Here is a 17,387-nt window from a genome sequence, read left to right as displayed (position 1 = left end):
GCCTCACCTGCCCGGTCCAGCGGAACGACCGCGCGCACCAGTTCCCCGCCGGCCCCGTGCGCCGAGAGTCCGGCGTGCGGGACACAGCACGTCCCGCTGCCGCACCGCCGAGCGGTGCGGCAGCGGCGCTCGGCGCGCCCTACTTCCCCCGCTTGCCCTGCTTGCGCACCGCCCGCAGCCATTCCCTGTTCATCGCCGCGATCGACGGCAGCGGAATCCCCTTGGGACAGGCCGTCGCGCACTCCCCCGTCAGCGTGCAGCCGCCGAAACCCTCCTCGTCCATGGCGGCCACCATGTCGAGCACCCGGCTCTCGCGCTCGGGCGCGCCCTGCGGGAGCACATTGAGGTGGTTGACCTTCGCCGAGGTGAACAGCATCGCCGACCCGTTGGGGCAGGCCGCCACGCACGCTCCGCAACCGATGCACTCGGCGTGTTCGAAGGCGTGGTCGGCGTCGGCCTTCGGAACGGGGGTGGCATGGGCTTCGGGGACGGCGCCGGTGGGCACGGAGACATACCCGCCGGCCTGGATGACCCGGTCGAACGACGAGCGGTCCACCACCAGGTCCTTGACCACCGGGAACGCCGAGGCCCGCCAGGGCTCGATGTCGATGGTGTCGCCGTCCTCGAAGGAGCGCATATGGAGTTGGCAGGTGGTGGTGCGCTCGGGTCCGTGCGCGTCCCCGTTGATGACCAGGGAGCAGGCGCCGCAGATACCCTCGCGGCAGTCGTGGTCGAAGGCGACGGGGTCCTCACCGCGCAGGATGAGTTCCTCGTTGAGGGTGTCGAGCATCTCCAGGAACGACATGGCCGGCGAGATCCCGGCCACCTCGTAGGTGGCCATGGCGCCGGGCGCGTCCGCGTTCCGCTGGCGCCAGACGCGCAGTCTGAGCTTCATGCGTAGCTCCGCTGGGTGGGGTGGACGTACTCGAAGACGAGGTCTTCCCTGTGCAGGACGGGGGGCCTGCCGTCGCCGGTGAACTCCCAGGCGGCGGCATACGAGAACTCGTCGTCCTTGCGTGCCGCCTCAGCGTCCGGGGTCTGGGACTCCTCACGGAAGTGGCCGCCGCACGATTCGGTTCGATGGAGCGCGTCCAGACACATCAATTCCGCGAGCTCCAGGTAGTCGACGATCCGGTTGGCCTTCTCCAACGCCTGGTTGAACGCTCTTCCTCGCTTCGCCGGGGGGACCCCCACGCCACCGGGTACCTTGATACGCCGCCAGAACTCCTCGCGTATCTTCGGGATCCGGGCCAAGGCCTCGCGCAGGCCTGCTTCGGTGCGTGCCATTCCGCAGAACTCCCACATGAGTTGGCCGACTTCGCGGTGGAAGGAGTCGGGGGTGCGGTCGCCGTCGACGGCGAGCAGCAGGCGAAGCCGGTCCTCGGTCTCGGCGAGCACCTCGGCGACCACCGGGTGCGTGGCATCGACCGGGACGCTGTGCGGGTTGCGGGCGAGGTAGTCGTTGATGGTGGACGGCAGCACGAAGTAGCCGTCGGCGAGACCCTGCATCAGAGCGGAGGCGCCGAGGCGGTTGGCGCCGTGGTCGGAGAAGTTGGCCTCGCCGATGGCGAAGAGCCCTGGGATGGTGGTCTGGAGGTCGTAGTCGACCCACAGCCCGCCCATCGTGTAGTGCACGGCCGGGTAGATCCGCATCGGTACCTCGTAGGGGTTCTCCGCAGTGATCCGCTCGTACATGTCGAAGAGGTTGCCGTACTTCTCCTCGACCTTGTCCCGGCCCATTCGGCGGATCGCGTCGGCGAAGTCCAGGTATACGCCCTGACCGCCGGGGCCCACTCCCCGGCCCTCGTCGCAGACGTTCTTGGCGGCGCGTGAGGCGATGTCGCGGGGGACGAGATTGCCGAACGAGGGGTAGATCCGCTCCAGGTAGTAGTCGCGCTCCGACTCGGGGATCTCGTCGGGTCGTCGCCGGTCGCCCTGCGCCTTGGGTACCCAGATGCGCCCGTCGTTGCGCAGCGACTCACTCATCAGGGTCAGCTTGGACTGGTGGTCGCCGGTGCGCGGGATGCACGTGGGGTGGATCTGGGTGAAGCACGGGTTGGCGAAGTACGCACCGCGCCGGTGTGCCCGCCAGACCGCGGTGGCGTTGGAGTTCATGGCGTTGGTGGACAGAAAGAAGACATTGCCGTAGCCGCCGGTGGCGAGCACCACCGCGTCCGCGAAGTAGGTGTCGATACTCCCCGTGACCAGGTCGCGCGCCACGATGCCCCGCGCCCTGCCTTCGATCACGATCAGGTCCAGCATCTCGGTGCGCGGATGCATCTCGACGTTGCCGGCGGCGATCTGCCGGGACAGCGCCTGGTAGGCGCCGAGCAGCAGCTGCTGGCCGGTCTGGCCGCGGGCGTAGAAGGTACGGGACACCTGCACGCCGCCGAACGAGCGCGTGTCGAGGAGCCCTCCGTACTCACGGGCGAACGGGACACCCTGGGCGACGCACTGGTCGATGATCTCGACGGAGATCTGCGCGAGGCGGTGCACATTGGACTCGCGTGCGCGGAAGTCACCGCCCTTGACGGTGTCGTAGAACAGGCGGTGGACGGAGTCGCCGTCGTTGCGGTAGTTCTTGGCGGCGTTGATACCGCCCTGAGCGGCGATGGAATGGGCGCGGCGCGGCGAGTCCTGGTAGCAGAACTGGATCACGTGGTAGCCCTGTTCGGCGAGCGTGGCGCCGGCCGAACCGCCCGCAAGACCGGTACCGACCACGATGACGGTGTGTTTGCGGCGGTTGGCAGGGTTGACCAGTTTCGCTTCGAAGCGGCGGCGGTCCCAGCGTTCGGCGATCGGACCGTCCGGGGCCACGGTGTCGGTGATCGGCTCGCCGGTCGAGTACTCCGTGTACATGCCAGGGTCGTGTTGTTCGTTCATGTCAGTTCACCAGTCCCGTCATGACGGCGACGGGTACCGAGACGAAGCCCGCCGTCAGCACCAGAGCGAGTGCGTCGGCGGCGGTCTTGAGGGCGCGGTCGCGGGACGCCTTGCCGGCGCCGAGGGTCTGGGCGGCGCTCCAGAAGCCGTGCCGGATGTGCAGGCCGAGGGCGAGCATCGCGGTCAGATAGACGGTGTTGCCGTACCAGGTGGAGAAGCTCGCGACGACGTTCTCGTACGGGCGGCCGTGCTGTGCGTTCTCGTTGACGGTCAGCGTGGTCAGGTCCAGCAGATGCCAGACGATGAACAGCCCGAGGATGATCCCGCCCCAGCGCATGGTCCGGGTGGCATAGCTCGCCCGGGGCCGCTTGTGGACGTACTTCGCGGGCCGGGCACGGATGTCGCGCCTGCTGAGCTGGTACGCCGAGACGGCGTGCAGCACGACGGCCGCGAGCAGCACCACACGGACGCCCCACAGCGCCCACTCGTAGTACAGCAGGGGCTCCCCCAGGGTGCGCAGCCAGTGCGCGTACCCGTTGAACTCGTCCCGGCCGAAAAAGATCTTGAGATTGCCGAGCATATGGACGACCAGATACCCGAGCATGATCAGCCCCGTCACGGCCATCACCGTCTTCTTGCCGACGGTCGATCGCCAGAGCGTGCGCGTCATGTACGGGCGGTGGACCGTCCGCGTTGCCTGAGCCATGCGCACGACGCTAAGACCGATGAGCATGAGAGGTCCAAGACATGCTTCCGCTCATCTCCATAGGCAACACCTATCGTGGCGGGTATCGTGACACCGGTGCAGTTCCAGCAGCTGATGTACTTCGTGGCCGTGGCGGAGACCCGGCACTTCACCCGCGCCGCGGAGCGGACACATGTCGCGCAGCCCTCGCTGTCGCAGCAGATCCGGGCGCTCGAGAAGGAGCTGGGCGCCGAGCTGTTCAGCCGGGCCCGCGGCAACATCGCGCTCACCGACGCGGGTGAGGCGCTGCTGCCGCTGGCGCGGCGGATCCTGGCGGACGCGGACACGGCCCGCCATGAGGTGCAGGAGCTGGTGCAGCTGCGCCGCGGACGGGTCAGACTCGGGGCGACGCCGAGCGTGTGCACAGGACTGCTGCCGGATGTGCTGCGGTCCTTCCACGACCGGCACCCGGGCGTCGAGCTGCTGATCGACGAGGGCGGCTCGCACGACCTCGTACGGCAGCTGGCGCGTGGCGCGCTCGACCTGGCACTGGTGGTCATGCCGCTACCGGCCCCGGGACCGTCCCTGACGACGGTGCGGCTGCTGGAGGAGGACCTGGTGGTGGTGAGCTCGCCGCACACGGCTCCCCTGCGTCGGCCCCTGCGGATCTCCGACCTCCAGGGCGTGCCCATGGTGATGTACCGGCACGGCTACGACTTGCGGGAGCTGACCGTCGCGGCCTGCCGGGCCGCGGGCTTCGAGCCGTCGTTCACGGTGGAGGGCGGCGAGATGGACGCGGTGCTCGGGTTCGTTCGGGCCGGGCTCGGGGTGGCGGTGGTGCCGAGCATGGTCGCGGGGCGTTCCGGCCGGGATCTGCACGTGACCCCACTGGCCGCGCCGGGGCTGCGGCGCACCATCGCGCTGGCGCACCGCAGTGACGTGGCTCCGCCTCGCGCCGCGCGGGAGCTCCAGCACATGCTGCTGCGCTCACACGGACGGTCGGGCGGGGAACAGACCGCGGAAGGCTGAGCGACGGGGGCCGCGGTGGGTGTCCCGCACTCCCGGGCTGCCGTGGTACCGACACGTCCGGGCTCGTCCGATCTGTCACACGGCGTCGGCCAGCGACAGCGCGTGCAGCCGGTCCGGCGGGCCCGGGCGTGCGTAATACCAGCCCTGGGCGGTGTCGCAGCCCAGCTCCCGCAACTGCTCGGCCTGCGCACCGGTCTCGACGCCCTCGACGGTGACCGCCAGTTCCAGGCTGTGGGCCAGCGCGACGATGCCCTCCACGATCTTGATGTCGACCGGGTCGGCGGGGTGCTGCTGCATGCCCTGGGTGAAGGATCGGTCCAGCTTGAGGATGCTCACCGGGAGCCGCCGCAGGTTCGCCAGGTTCGAGTAGCCGGTGCCGAAGTCGTCGAGGGCGATGTCGACGCCCATCTCGGCCAGTTGCCGCAGCGGCTTGAGGAGGTCCTCGTCCGCGCCGATCAGTGCCGACTCGGTGACCTCCAGGCACAGGGCGCCTGGTTCCAGACCGGAGCGCTCCAGGATGTCCACGGTGTCCGCGACCAGTCCCGGATGGTGCAGCTGCGCCGGGGAGAGATTCACATTGATTCGCAGCGTCCGGTCGTCATGCCCCGCAGGGCGCTGGTCCTGCCAGAAGCGGGCCTGCCGGGCGGCTTCCTGGAGCACCCAGCGGCCGAGCGGCACGATGAGACCGGTGTGCTCGGCGAGCGGGATGAACCGGTCGGGTCCGAGCACACCGTGCTGCGGGTGGCACCAGCGCACCAGGGCCTCGGCGCCGTGCACACTGCCGTCGCCGAGGCGGACCAGAGGCTGGTACTCGATGAAGAACTCACCGCGTTCCAGCGCCGCGGGCAGCGCCGTGGTCAGCCCATGGCGGGTGATCGCACGGGCATCGGCCTCGGGATCGGCGAACTCGTAGCGGTTGCCGCCGGCGGACTTGGCCCGGTACATGGTGATGTCGGCGCTGCGCAGCACCTCCGCCGGGGTGCGTTCGCCGGCCGCTCCCTCGACGATGCCGATGCTGCCCCGGACCCTGATCTCACGTCCGTCGAGCATGACCGGTGTGGACAGTGCGCCGAGGATCCGGCCGGCCAGTTCACGGGTCTCGTGCTCGGTGTCCCGGCTTGTGTCCCGGATGGTGTCCCGGCCGGAGTCGCTGCCCGTGGTCAGCGCCACGAACTCGTCTCCACCGAGCCGGGCCACCATCTCGCCGGGCGCCGTGGCACAGCTCTGCAAGCGGTCGGCTATCTCCACGAGGAGCCGGTCCCCGGCGGAGTGGCCCAGACTGTCGTTGATGGCCTTGAAGCCGTCCAGGTCGAGGTAGCAGAGCCCGAAACTGTTCCCCTCTCCCGCGGTCAGCGCCTTCTCGAGACGCTCGAAGAACAGGGTGCGGTTGGGCAGTCCGGTGAGCGCGTCGTGCGTTGCCTCGTACCGCAGCCTGAGGTTGAGCAGCCGCCGTTCGGTGGTGTCCTCGATCAGGGCCAGCTGGTACTTGGGCCTGCCCTCCGCGTCCCGCAGCAGCGACACCGTGAGGTTGGTCCACAGCACGGTGCCGTCGTTGCGGTAGAACGGCTTCTCGATCCGGAAGTGTTCGCGCTCGCCGCGTATGAGCTCTTCGTGGAGGTCCCAGACGTTGGGCCGGTCTTCCGGGTGCACCCACTCGTTGACCTTGCGGCCGCGCACATGGTGTTCGAGGCCGCCGAACATCCGGGTGAGGGTGTCGTTGACCTCGAGTACGTTGCCCTCCAGGTCGGCGATGCCGATCCCGATCGCCGCTCCTTCGAACACGGCGCGGAAGCGGGTCTCGGTGGCGTGCAGTGCCTCCATCGCGTCGCTGCGCGCCGCGAGCGCCGAACGGGCGATGGCTTCCTGCTCGCTCAGCGTGCGCTCGCGCAGCGCTTGGGCGTAGCCGGCGGCGATGGCGTGCTGCAGCCGAGCGCAGCGGGCGCGACTGTCCTCGGCGGGCTCCTGGCCGTTGCCGCAGTACAGGACCAGATAGGCATCCACGACGCCGAGTGTGCGGCTGAGCGCGTCCGGGTCGGTGCAGTGGGCGGCGACCAGAGCCGCACCGACCGCGTGTGCGGCGGAGTTGGCGGCGGTGCCGGAGGGACGGGAGTGCAGCGCGTCGCTGAGCCTGCGGGCGAGCGGCAGCAGATGCTGTTCGAATTCGGCCCGGGTCAGCGAGGTGGCCGTGACCGGGAAGATCGCCCGGCTCCAGATGGTCGCGAAGCGCTGGAGTCTGTCCTCGAGGCAGTTCGGCTCAACCGTCGAGCCCGTCGCCTGTGACGGCAGTTTCACGCCTTGCGCCCCACCCCTGCGTAGCCGGAGAAGGCGTATGGGTCCTCCTGCTCGGCCGGGGTGTCGGGGCGCCAGTCGGCCATCGACACCAATCCGGGTTCCACGAGTTCGAAACCGTCGAAGAATCCCGCGATCTCCTCGCGGGTTCTCATGACCAGGGGGTTGCGGATGTCCTTGTAGACGTCCACCGCGGCGCCGACCCGCTCCCGCTCCACCGGGACGCCGTCGTAGGAGGCGTGGGTGACCAGGATCATGCTGCCGGGTGCGAGCGCGTCGCGGAGTCGGGCCACGGCGCGGTGCGGTTCGTCGGAGTCCTCGATGAAATGGAGGACGAACACCAGCAGCAGGGCGACGGGACGGTCCAGGTCGAGCAGGCGGGACACTTCGGGACTGTCCAGGATGTCCTGCGGCTTGCGCAGATCGGCTCCGGCGATGTCCGCGTTGTCATTGCTCTCCAGCACGGCGCGGCTGTGGGCCACGGCGACCGGATCGTGGTCCACGTACACCACGCGGGCGTCCGGGCTGGCCGCCTGGGCCACTTCGTGGACGTTGCCGAAGGTCGGAATGCCGGAACCGATGTCGAGGAACTGGGTGATTCCCTCACTCACCGCATAGCGTACGGCCCGCCGCATCACGGCCCGGTTGGCCTGCATGATCTTGGGCAGACCGGGGACGAACTCCATGGCCTTGCGCGCTGCTTCCCGATCGACTTCGAAATTGTGTGAACCGCCCAGATAGTAGTCGTAGATTCGGGACACACTCGGCACCGATATGTCGATGCCCGGTGGGGCCCAGGCGGGACGCTCCATCGATGTCTCCAACAAGTCGCCACGGGACGTACGGCCATATTGAGGCCAGTGTTCGAGCCGAGGCTACTGATCGACCGCCAAGAGAGCGAGCAGAAACGGAAATTACCGATCCGTTCTTGGTCACACATGCTCCCGGCACGTGCCGTCGACCCCACTGTGATCTGCCTGTGTTTGCCCTGCGATCACCCTGTATTCCCACTGTACTCATCGGCTCGCCCCCTCGGTGCCTGCCCCGGTCACACCGCGCGGCCCGTCGTCATACGTTGGGGCGCATGACGACGGGCCGACGGGTCGGAGCACCGCGTGGGGATGTCTACTTGGGCGCTCCGACCGGCTTGCCCTGGGGCGAGACCGCGTACCAGGTGCCGCCCACGCCCTGACCGTTGATGTCGCCCGGCTTGGAGTCGCCGGAGTAGGTGTAGATCGGCCAGCAGTCGATGGTCTGCTGCTTGATACCGTCGGGGCGGTCGAAGGTGACAAAGCCCTTCTTCAGGATGCCCTCGGTGTCGTTCTTGTCGACCGGAGCGACGACCGGCCACTTCTCCAGGCAGGAGCCCGTGCAGGCCGTCTTCATCGGCCAGGCCGAGTCCCGCATGAAGCGGTAGACCGTCATTCCGTTCTTGTCCACGACGATCTCGCCCAGCTTGGGGTCCTTGCGTACGGAGAGACCGGCGAGGTCGGCGGGCTTGCCACCCTCTCCGGCCGCGCCTGCGCCGCCCGCCGCGGCCTTCTTGCCGTCTGGGGCAGAGGCGTACCAGGTGCCGCCCACACCCTGGCCGTTGATGTCCCCGGGCTTGGTGTCCTTGGCATAGCGGTACATCGGCCAGCCGCCGATGGTGAGCTGCTTGCTGCCGTCGGCGCGGGTGACCTCGCCGATCAGTGAGGCGTCGGTACCGGGTGCGGCGGTCACATCGCCGGCGGCCACGACGGGCCAGGCTTTCGCGCAGTCGCCGTTGCAGTTGGACTTCGGCGGGGTGACGGTGTCCTTCTCGAAACGGTAGAGCGTGAAACCCTCGCTGTCGGTGAGGACTTCGCCGAGCTTCTTGCTCTCCAGGACAGCGAGCTGTCCGGCGGTCTTGGCGGCGGCTCCGCCGGGTGCGGCCGAACTGCCGGCGCCCGAGCCGTAACCGTCGGCGGGCTGCTGCTGGCCTGCGGGCTGCGCCGCGACGGCCTGACCGGGTGTTGTCGCGCCCTGCTCCTGGCCGCACGCCGTCGTCATCGCCAGTACGGCTGCCGCGCTGACCGCGAGCGAGGCGTTCCGCCAGGTATTCATGTCAACTCCCGTTAGCCCTGATCCGCTTATGGCGCCGGTGCGCCGTTCATGGCCCTAAGTACGAGCTGGGGCGGCCAAGGTGTTCAAAGAACCAGGAAAAAAGTTCCGCCACGGCAAACCCGAGCTTGCCGACAACCCCTCCATCAGGCGAATCACCACCCATAGGGGCGTGTTCCGGGCACGGGCGGATCATGCTCATCCGCGTGTACGGATCGCTCGTCGGACGGCTGCTCTCAGCCGCCGCACTCACCTGGCTGCTGATGCCTTCGCCGTTCGCCGCCGCCACGACCGCCGACAACTGCTCGTACGCGACGATCGAGCAGGGCGGCCCGTCCTCGGCCGGCCCGGTCGGCACCGGCGGCTCCTTCGACGACTTCGGCTCGTTCGGCTCGTTCGACTCCACCACATCGGCCGCCGGCAGGGGTGACTGCTGGGCGGGAGCGCCCACACCCAAGCCGCGACAGCCGAAGCCGCCCCCGCCACCACCCCAGCCGCGTATCGCGCCCGAACCCGCTCCTACTCCTCCTCCACCAACACCAACACCAACACCAACACCTCCGCCCCCGTCACCCACTCCGTCCCCGCCTCCCAAGCCCACCGTCCGGCCGAAGCCCGCGCCACCGGCCCCGGTCGCCTTGCCCGCCTACCGCAAACCGGCCCGCAAGGAGCCGCAGGGCGGCCCCTCACTGGTCACACTCACGCTCCTGGTCACCGCCCCCGCGGTGCTCGCCGCCGCCTTTCTGCGTCCCCGCTCCTGAATCGAGGTACTACGTGTCGGAATGGGCCGTACTCACCATCGCCATGGCTGCGGCCTGCGCGGTCGTACTGACCATCACCGTCATCAACCAGCGCCGCGTCGGCGACGACGACGATCCATCGGAGACCCCTGACGTCATCGAGTACATGACGATGATGATCGGCGTGGTCTATGCCATCGTGCTGGGTCTGGCCATCGCCGGTGTCTGGGAGGCCCGCGGCGCGGCCCAGGACTCCGTGCGCCATGAGGCGCAGGCACTGCACGAGGTGTACGAACGCGCCGCGGTCTACCCGGTGGAGGCACGCGACCGGATCCGCGCCGACGCCGAGGCCTACGCCACCCATGTGGTCCAGTCCGAGTGGCGGCATATGGTCGAAGAGGGTTCCCTCACCGATGAGGGCACCCGTCTGCTCGACCGGCTGCGGCGCGATGTGACGGACTATGTGCCGAAGACCGATCATGAGGGTCAGGCGTACCAGCCACTGGTCGACCAGGTCGCCGCCGTGGACGACGCCCGGGGCGCCAGGGGCAGTAGCATCGAGGCGACCATGCCCGGGGTGGTCTGGTTCGGGCTGATCACCGGCGCCGTGGTCACGGTGGGCCTGATCTTCACCCTGCAGATCCGCCGAACCTTCCGGGAACTGCTCCTCGCGGGGCTGTTCAGCGCTCTGATCGCCTTCCTGCTCTTCCTCATCTGGGACTTCGACGCACCGTTCGGACGGGGCATCGGCACCACCGCCGAACCGTTCATCGCGTACTTCCCGAAGCTCGGAGGCTGACGAACCGCCCGGGGGGCCGCCCGGAGCATGAGGCAGAGCCGGGACCACGCCGTTCCAAACCTTCCGTAGGCCACTCGGGCGACACAAATAACCCATTCGCCCGACACCGATCGCGCGTACGAACGGGTCACTCCTAGCGTTTCGGATATCGAGGTGCATTCCCTGCCTTTGTGGAAACCCGTTCCGCAACTGCTCCTCGGGGACACGGAGGAATTGACCATGCGCGCGATACCCATCGCGTCCGCCGCTCTGCTGGGAGCGGCAGCCCTCGCCCTGACCCTGCCGACCGCGACGGCCACCGGCACCGACGGTGGCGGTGCGGCGGGCTCGGCCCGCCAGCAGCCGTTCTCGTTCGCCGTCTCCCCGTCGACCGTCGCCCCCGGTGGCCAGGTCACGCTGACCGTTTCGGGCTGCAACAGCCCGGCCACGGCGTCGTCAGGGGTCTTCGACACCGTGACCATCCCCGCCGGCATGACGGGGACGGCCATGGTCGACAGTGACGCCCGGCGCGGCGCCGTGTACTCGGTGACCTTCACCTGCGGCGCGCAGTCGGGGACAACGGACCTGAACATCTCGGGTGGCGCCGCCGCGGCCACGACGAGTTCCACATCCACCTCAGCGACGACGTCGGCCTCGCCGCAGGGCGTCCGAGGTGGTCTCGGCGGCAGCGTGCGCGAGATGAACACCGGGATGATCGCGACCGGTGCGGTGCTGGTCGCCGCCGCAGCAGGCGGGCTGTTCTACGTACTGCGCCGCCGGTTGGGCAACCGGCCGCACTGAGCCGCGCATCCGCACCACCAAGCCCGTCGCCCCGAGTCCTCCTCCAGGACTCGGGGCGACGGGCGGTTCGGGCCGACCGGGAGGTTCGGCCGGTCAGACCCTTCCGCTGCTCATACGCCGGCGGCGTGCGAAGAAGAACACGCCACCCGCCGCCGCGGCAACGACGAGCCCGCCGCCCACGGCCATCTCGGCGGTGGAGGGACGGTGCGAGCCACCGATGCCGCCCTGTGCGCCGCGAGCGGACAACACGGTGAACGTGCGGGTGGCGATGCGGTTGCTGTCATTGCACCGTACGGCGAGGTTGTACTGGCCGGGCGTGGCGTTGTCGTAGATACGGGCCGTGGCATCGGCCACACCGCCGCCCACCCGGAAGTAGCGGTCGTCGAAGTTGCCGCCCCTGCCGCGGTTGTTGTTGTTGTTGCCCCGGCCTCGGTCATTAAAGTTGTTGTTACGGCCGCGGTCGTTGAAGTTGTCGCGACGGTTGTCATTGGCGTCGGCGTTGGCATTGGCGTTGGCGTTGCTGTTCTCGTTCTGGTTGAAATTGAAGTTGAAGTTCCCGTTGCCGTTGCCGTTGCCGTTCCCGTTGCCCGAACCGGTCCCGGTTCCGTTGCCCGAACCGGTCCCGTTGTTGTCCGACCCGTCGTCGCCGCTGTTGACGGACGCGTTCCCGTTGGCGTTGCCGTTCCCGGTGCCCTCTCCATCGGAGTTCGTACCGTTGCCGTTGCCGGTGCCGCGCCCGTTGGCCGCGGTGCCGTGGTCACGGGCGTCGCCGTTGCCGTTCGCGTTGGCACTCTCGTTTCCGTTGATGTTCACATTGGCGTTGGGGGTGGCACTGCCGTCGGGGACCGCGGCTGCGCTCCCGGTGCCGTTCGCGGAGGTGTCGCCGGCCGAGTTCCCCGTGGTGTTTCCGGCGGCGGTCCCGTCGGGGACCTTGTTCGCGGTCCCGCTGGGGTTGGCGGCCGTGTTCCCGGCCGCGTTGCCGTTGGGGTCGGCAGCCGTGTTGCCGTTGGGGTTCATCAGGTTGCTTCCGTTGGGCTTCGCGGCCGAGTTCCCGCCCTGGTCGCGGTTGGGGCCGTAGTACCCACCGCGGTCGCGACCGGTGGTCAGGTTCGCGGTGGGAAAGGCGTTGGACGTGACGACCCCGCCCCGGCCGCAGCCGTCGACCTGGATGTGCATGGTCCCGCCCTGGTGGACCGCCGATGGCGAAAGGGTGATGTTCCTCGGGCCGGTGCCATTGCCGTTGCTGGTGGCGGCGACCACGGGCCCCGTGAGCCCCATGGCCGCGCAAGCGGTGACGCTCACCGCGATGGCGCGTGAAGCACGCATGGTTGAACCTCCAGTGGACGGCGCCCCGGAACGGTGCTCCGGAGTTCGATGACAACGCCCTCCATGACGAACACTCACCGGAATGCACTCTCACCGCATTTCGGAACTGGTCCACCCCGGTGAGCAGACACGCCGTGCCGAGTCGCCGAGACCTGGCGGATCCGCAGGTCACAGCTATAAGGAAGGTTGTACGGCTAAATACTCGTTCGGGCTCACCCCAAGTGGCCGTACCACCCGTTCGCCTCTCCCGAGTCGCAGTCCCGTCCGGGGGTGCTTAACGTGCCTGCACACGATGAGATGGGAGAACCATGGGCCAGGACTACACCGGCTCGGAGTCGAGGAGGCGCTCACCCTGGGGCGTACTGGCTCTCGTCATGCTCACCGGCCTGGCGCTGGTGCGCAACGGCGTCGACGTGGGGATGGGGCCGCCCCAGCCGGCCGTGGCCGCCGCACTCGACAGCGGCCAGAGCAAGGTGAACTCGCTCGCCGCGAACGGAGCGGTGGTACCTCTGGCGTACGCGCCCGCGTCCCGGATCGCCATCCCCGCCATTCGGGTCGACGCGCCGATCGTCGATGTCGGCCTCGACCCGAACGGCTGGATCGAGGCACCGCCGGCGCAGGACACCAACCTCGCAGGCTGGTACCAGAACAGCATCGCCCCCGGTTCACAGGGAACCGCCGTGATCGTCGGACATGTCGACAACGCCGGCGGTCCCGCCGTCTTCTACGGTCTCGGCGCACTCCAGAAGGGCGTGCACATCGAGGTGACCCGCTACGACGGCCGGACCGCCGTCTTCGAGGTGTACGGAGTCGAGGTGTTCTCGAAGCAGAATTTCCCCGGCGCCCGCGTGTACGGGGACACCGGTAGTCCCGAACTGCGGGTGATCACCTGCGGCGGAGGCTACTCGCGGGCCGGCGGCTACGACGGCAACGTCGTCGTCTTCGCCCGCATGATCGCCTCCCGCTGAGCACCCGAAGGGATACGCCGTCGTGGCACACGGGCGGTGGTCGCCGAGGTGTCGGACTTGCCGGTGTGCGGGGCGGTCGCCGTGGCCGGGTCAGTCGTGGCCCGGCATGCCTGGCTTGCGCTTGCCGTGGTGCGCGGTGGCTTGGGCGCACCATGAGTCGCAGCGAGCACCTGGACCACCGGGAAGGGCACCGCCATCGCACCTGGTGCGCTCGCTGGACGGAGGCACGTTGATCGTCTCGAACCGCTCGGTACCGTCGGCGACCGTCTACAGGATCCGGTGGCCGAAGTACGGGATGCCCTCTCAGCGGTGGCTGTACGGGACGCACTCAGCGACGGCGTACGAGCGGGAACGGCAGCGTCTCGCGGATGGTGAGCCCGGTCAGGAACATCACCAGCCGGTCCACTCCGATGCCGAGCCCCCCGGTCGGCGGCATCGCGTACTCCAGTGCGTCCAGGAAGTCCTCGTCGAGCTCCATGGCCTCCGGGTCACCGTCGGCGGCGAGCAGTGACTGGGCGGTGAGGCGGCGGCGCTGTTCGACCGGGTCTGTGAGCTCCGAGTAGGCGGTGCCCAGCTCGGTGCCGAAGGCGACGAGGTCCCAGCGTTCGGCGAGGCGCGGGTCCCGGCGGTGCTGGCGGGTGAGCGGGGAGACATCCGTGGGGAAGTCCTTGTAGAAGGTCGGCAGCTCGGTCCTCTCCTCGACCAGCCGCTCGTACATCTCCAGCACCACATCGCCCCGGGTGTCTTCGGGTGTGTGAGGGATTCCGGCCGTGTCGCACAGCCTGCGCAGGTCGTCCTCACCGGTGTCGGCCCCGACCTCTTCGCCGAGTGCCTCCGACAGCGCCCCGTAGACCGTCTTGACGGGCCAGCTCCCGGAGATGTCGTGGGCGGCGAGCGTTCCGTCGGGTCCCGCCTTGTGTGCGACGGGCGACCCGAACGCCGCAGTGGCGGCGCCCTGGATGAGTTCGCGGGCCAGATCGAGCATCACGTCGTAGTCGGCGAAGGCCTGATACGCCTCCAGCATCGTGAACTCGGGATTGTGCTTGTAGGAGACCCCTTCGTTGCGGAAGGTGCGGCCCAGTTCGAAGACCTTCTCCAGACCGCCGACGCACAGCCGTTTGAGGTAGAGCTCCGGCGCGATACGCAGATAGAGGTCGAGGTCGTAGGCGTTGATGTGGGTGGTGAAGGGCCGGGCGTTGGCTCCGCCGTGAATCTGCTGGAGCATCGGCGTCTCGACCTCCAGGTAGCCGCGATCCAGCAGACCCTGGCGCAGCGCCTGGACCGCGGCGGACCTGGCCCGTACGACGGCGCGGGCGTCCGGCCGCACGACGAGGTCGAGGTAGCGCCGTCGGACCCGGGCCTCTGGATCGGCGAGGCCGCGGTGCTTGTCCGGAAGCGGACGAAGGCACTTGGCGGTGAGCTGCCAGGACACGGCGAAGAGGGTGAGCTCGCCGCGGTCACTTGCCCCGATCTCACCGGTGGCGGTGATGTGGTCGCCGAGGTCCGCTTCCGCACGGAACGCGTCGAGTGCCGCGGTGCCGGAGTCCTGACGGGTGAAGGCGATCTGGAGGTCGCCTGACCAGTCCCGGAGCACGGCGAAGACGATGCCCCCGAAGTCTCGTACGGCCATCACTCGCCCGGCCACGGTGGCGTGCTCCCCGGTGTGCGTCCCGGGCAACGGGGAAGGGTGCCCGGAACGGACCGCGGCGAGGGTGGCGGTGGGGCCGGCGACCCCGACGGGGTAGGGGTCGACACCCTGTTCGCGCAGCCATTCGAGTTTGCGGTGCCTGATACGGGTCTGCTCCGCCATCCGCCGCTCCCCCATCGGGCGTACGGTGTCGGGCCCGGCCAGATCCAGCGTCTCGATGGCGGGCAGCCCCTCGGTCCCGGCCACCGGTCCGCTCACCGCGTGCCGTCGCCCGTTGCCCCGGAGCCTGCGCAGACTCGGTACGGAGACGAAGCCCTCGGCGATCGCGGACGCGAGACCGATACGGGCAAGGGCGCCCGCGTCCCCGTAGCAGAGGAACCGGGGATACCACGAGGGCCGGTACTTGACGTTGGAGCGGTACAGGGCCTCCAACTGCCACCACCGCGAAAAGAACAGCAGCAGCCTGCGCCAGGCCCTCAGCACGGGTCCCGCGCCGATCCGGGCGCCTTCCTCGAAGGCGGCGCGGAACACGGCGAAGTTCAGCGAGATGCGCCGGATGCCGGACTGCGGGGCCTGCGCGCACAGCTCCGCCACCATGAACTCCATGATGCCGTTCGGGGCGCTGTCGCGGTCGCGGCGCATCACGTCGAGCGAGACGCCGTCACGTCCCCACGGTACGAAGGAGAGCAGCGCGATCAGCCTGGTCCCGGCCGCCGCGGAATCGCCGTCGAATGCCTCCACCAGCAGGCAGTCACCGTCCGCGGGATCGCCGAGCCGGTCGAGCGCCATGGAGAACCCGCGCTCAGTCTCGGTGTCCCGCCACGCGTCGGCGCGGTCGATGACCCGCCCCATCTCCTCGTCGTTCAGCGCGGAGTGCCGACGCACCCGCACCGTGGCGCCGAGCCTGCGCACCCGGTGGACGGCCTGCCGGGTGACCCGCATATCGCGGCCGTCGAGATCGAAGCGGTCCACGTAAAGGATCGCCTCGTCACCGAGTTGGATCGCACCGAGCCCTGACCGCCCGTACGCCCTGGCGCCGTCCTCGGACGCGCCCATCACGGCGGGCACCCAGGCATGGCGGCGGGCGACGTCCAGCCAGCCCTCGATCGCGGGTGTCCACGCCCCCTTGTCCCCCACCGGGTCGCCACTGGCCAGGGCCACCCCTGCCTCGACCCGGTAGGTGACGGCCGCCTTGCCGTTCGGGGCGAACACGACGGCCTTGTCGCGCCGTGTGGCGAAGTAGCCGAGCGAGTCCTGCGAACCGTAGGCGCCGAGCAGCGCGCGGATACGGGGCTCCTCGTCCCCGTGCAGTGCCGCTTCCATCCGCTGGGAACGGAAGAGCGTGGCAGCTGAGTTCAGCAGGGCGAGTGCGCCGAAGAGGCCCAGGAGGAAGTAGAGCGCTCGGGGCGGAGTGCCGTCGAACTGCCGACCGGATGCGAGTCCGCCGAGCACCCGGTCGGCGGACCAGAGCAACCGCTGTCCGGCCACGAGGGTGCCGGGGAAGACCTCGACGAGCCCCCAGCCGACCAGCACACCGGCGGCGAGCCCGACCACCAGCACGGCGACGGCGCGCCGGAGCGCCGCGCGCCGGGTCCGCGCGTAGAACTCGCGCCGGGCGGCGACCAGCAGCACGAAGGCGGCCACGCACACCAGGAGATTGGGGACCACCTCCCAGTACCGGCCGACGGCGACGGTCAGGACGTCGGCGACCGCGATCAGCACGAGGTATACGACGACCAGCCACCAGGCGACCTTCTTGCGGGCGCCGATGGCTCCGGCGAGCAGCAGCAGGAAGACGGCGTAGGCGAGGTTGGCGCTGACCGGCACGACGTTCTCGTCGAGGAACACCACCAGGGGCCGCAGCAGCCTGCGCAGTGGGGCGATCAGCGCGAGCAGCGCGCAGAACACTCCGAGCAGGGCGAAGAACATCGCGAAGCCGCCCGGCACCTTCGCCGTGAAGCCGCTCCGGGTGAAGGCCGAGCGCTCCGCCGCGCTGACACTCATGTTCCGCACTCTAGGGAGACCTGTGCCGGGGCGCCTGTCGGCGGCGAAGCACAACGGCTCCCCCTACGGTTCGGCGCGGGCGGCGCCGGGATCGGGCACTCGCCGCCCGGTCAACCGCTCAACGCGCCGTTCACCTCCCCGTACGGACCACTCG

General features: G+C 69.3%; 13 protein-coding genes. 5 read left to right on the top strand and 8 right to left on the bottom strand.

The genetic code is table 11. The features are described from left to right. Positions 1–139: 139 nt before the first annotated feature. From V1460_RS14990 to V1460_RS14980, 3 genes are read right to left on the bottom strand one after another with little or no spacing between them, the layout of a single operon-like run. Positions 140–895 carry a succinate dehydrogenase/fumarate reductase iron-sulfur subunit gene (locus tag V1460_RS14990; protein ID WP_338674218.1) on the bottom strand — a complete coding sequence of 252 codons (756 nt, stop codon included), beginning with the start codon at positions 893–895 and terminating at the stop codon, positions 140–142. Further along, positions 892–2,883 carry a fumarate reductase/succinate dehydrogenase flavoprotein subunit gene (locus V1460_RS14985; protein WP_338674217.1) on the bottom strand — a complete coding sequence of 664 codons (1,992 nt, stop codon included), beginning with the start codon at positions 2,881–2,883 and terminating at the stop codon, positions 892–894. Before V1460_RS14985 ends, V1460_RS14990 begins: the two co-directional genes overlap by 4 nt. A 1-nt stretch (position 2,884) precedes the next feature. Beyond that, positions 2,885–3,589 (bottom strand): succinate dehydrogenase, encoded by a 705-nt coding sequence (locus V1460_RS14980; RefSeq protein WP_338674216.1) that lies wholly within the window; start codon positions 3,587–3,589, stop codon positions 2,885–2,887. A 96-nt stretch (positions 3,590–3,685) separates the two neighbouring features. Between V1460_RS14980 and V1460_RS14975 the strand changes: the two genes are divergently transcribed. Then, positions 3,686–4,597, top strand: coding sequence for a LysR substrate-binding domain-containing protein (locus V1460_RS14975; protein ID WP_338674215.1), 912 nt, complete (start codon positions 3,686–3,688; stop codon positions 4,595–4,597). A 75-nt stretch (positions 4,598–4,672) separates the two neighbouring features. Here V1460_RS14975 and V1460_RS14970 read toward each other — a convergent pair whose 3' ends face one another. From V1460_RS14970 to V1460_RS14960, 3 genes are all read right to left on the bottom strand, one after another. Further along, complete coding sequence (locus tag V1460_RS14970) at positions 4,673–6,889, bottom strand: EAL domain-containing protein (protein ID WP_338674214.1); 2,217 nt, start codon at positions 6,887–6,889, stop codon at positions 4,673–4,675. Continuing rightward, positions 6,886–7,698, bottom strand: coding sequence for an SAM-dependent methyltransferase (locus V1460_RS14965; protein ID WP_338674213.1), 813 nt, complete (start codon positions 7,696–7,698; stop codon positions 6,886–6,888). The genes V1460_RS14970 and V1460_RS14965 overlap by 4 nt, the downstream gene beginning before the upstream one ends. 313 nt (positions 7,699–8,011) lie before the next feature. Continuing rightward, positions 8,012–8,971, bottom strand: a complete 960-nt coding sequence (locus tag V1460_RS14960) for an SCO0930 family lipoprotein (RefSeq protein WP_338674212.1) — start codon at positions 8,969–8,971, stop codon at positions 8,012–8,014. A 191-nt stretch (positions 8,972–9,162) separates the two neighbouring features. On the opposite strand from V1460_RS14960, the gene V1460_RS14955 reads away from it, so the two are divergent. From V1460_RS14955 to V1460_RS14945, 3 genes are all read left to right on the top strand, one after another. Continuing rightward, positions 9,163–9,729 (top strand): hypothetical protein, encoded by a 567-nt coding sequence (locus V1460_RS14955; protein WP_338678391.1) that lies wholly within the window; start codon positions 9,163–9,165, stop codon positions 9,727–9,729. A gap of 13 nt (positions 9,730–9,742) precedes the next feature. After that, positions 9,743–10,507 (top strand): DUF4239 domain-containing protein, encoded by a 765-nt coding sequence (locus V1460_RS14950; protein WP_338674211.1) that lies wholly within the window; start codon positions 9,743–9,745, stop codon positions 10,505–10,507. 219 nt (positions 10,508–10,726) lie between these two features. Continuing rightward, a complete protein-coding gene (locus tag V1460_RS14945; protein ID WP_338674210.1) occupies positions 10,727–11,287 on the top strand; it encodes a hypothetical protein in 561 nt (186 codons plus the stop codon). A gap of 93 nt (positions 11,288–11,380) precedes the next feature. Here V1460_RS14945 and V1460_RS36315 read toward each other — a convergent pair whose 3' ends face one another. Continuing rightward, entirely contained in the window at positions 11,381–12,613 is a 1,233-nt protein-coding gene (locus tag V1460_RS36315) for a hypothetical protein (protein WP_407077460.1), read from the bottom strand. A 308-nt stretch (positions 12,614–12,921) separates the two neighbouring features. Between V1460_RS36315 and V1460_RS14935 the strand changes: the two genes are divergently transcribed. Then, positions 12,922–13,581, top strand: a complete 660-nt coding sequence (locus V1460_RS14935) for a class F sortase (RefSeq protein ID WP_338674209.1) — start codon at positions 12,922–12,924, stop codon at positions 13,579–13,581. 328 nt (positions 13,582–13,909) lie between these two features. Here V1460_RS14935 and lysX read toward each other — a convergent pair whose 3' ends face one another. Continuing rightward, positions 13,910–17,233, bottom strand: a complete 3,324-nt coding sequence (gene lysX, locus V1460_RS14930; protein ID WP_338674208.1) for a bifunctional lysylphosphatidylglycerol synthetase/lysine--tRNA ligase LysX — start codon at positions 17,231–17,233, stop codon at positions 13,910–13,912. Between the last annotated feature and the right edge of the window lie 154 nt (positions 17,234–17,387).

The sequence above is a fragment of the Streptomyces sp. SCSIO 30461 genome, assembly GCF_037023745.1.
Classification (GTDB): Bacteria; Actinomycetota; Actinomycetes; order Streptomycetales; family Streptomycetaceae; genus Streptomyces.
This window is presented reverse-complemented; position numbering and strand designations above follow the sequence as displayed.

Coding starts and splice junctions, on each gene's coding strand:
- V1460_RS14935 (WP_338674209.1), top strand. CDS start 12,922: ATGGGCCAGGACTACACCGGCTCGGAGTCGAGGAGGCGCTCACCCTGG.
- V1460_RS14960 (WP_338674212.1), bottom strand. CDS start 8,971: ATGAATACCTGGCGGAACGCCTCGCTCGCGGTCAGCGCGGCAGCCGTA.
- V1460_RS14990 (WP_338674218.1), bottom strand. CDS start 895: ATGAAGCTCAGACTGCGCGTCTGGCGCCAGCGGAACGCGGACGCGCCC.
- V1460_RS14945 (WP_338674210.1), top strand. CDS start 10,727: ATGCGCGCGATACCCATCGCGTCCGCCGCTCTGCTGGGAGCGGCAGCC.
- V1460_RS14965 (WP_338674213.1), bottom strand. CDS start 7,698: ATGGAGCGTCCCGCCTGGGCCCCACCGGGCATCGACATATCGGTGCCG.
- V1460_RS14955 (WP_338678391.1), top strand. CDS start 9,163: ATGCTCATCCGCGTGTACGGATCGCTCGTCGGACGGCTGCTCTCAGCC.
- V1460_RS36315 (WP_407077460.1), bottom strand. CDS start 12,613: ATGCGTGCTTCACGCGCCATCGCGGTGAGCGTCACCGCTTGCGCGGCC.
- lysX (WP_338674208.1), bottom strand. CDS start 17,233: ATGAGTGTCAGCGCGGCGGAGCGCTCGGCCTTCACCCGGAGCGGCTTC.
- V1460_RS14980 (WP_338674216.1), bottom strand. CDS start 3,589: ATGGCTCAGGCAACGCGGACGGTCCACCGCCCGTACATGACGCGCACG.
- V1460_RS14985 (WP_338674217.1), bottom strand. CDS start 2,883: ATGAACGAACAACACGACCCTGGCATGTACACGGAGTACTCGACCGGC.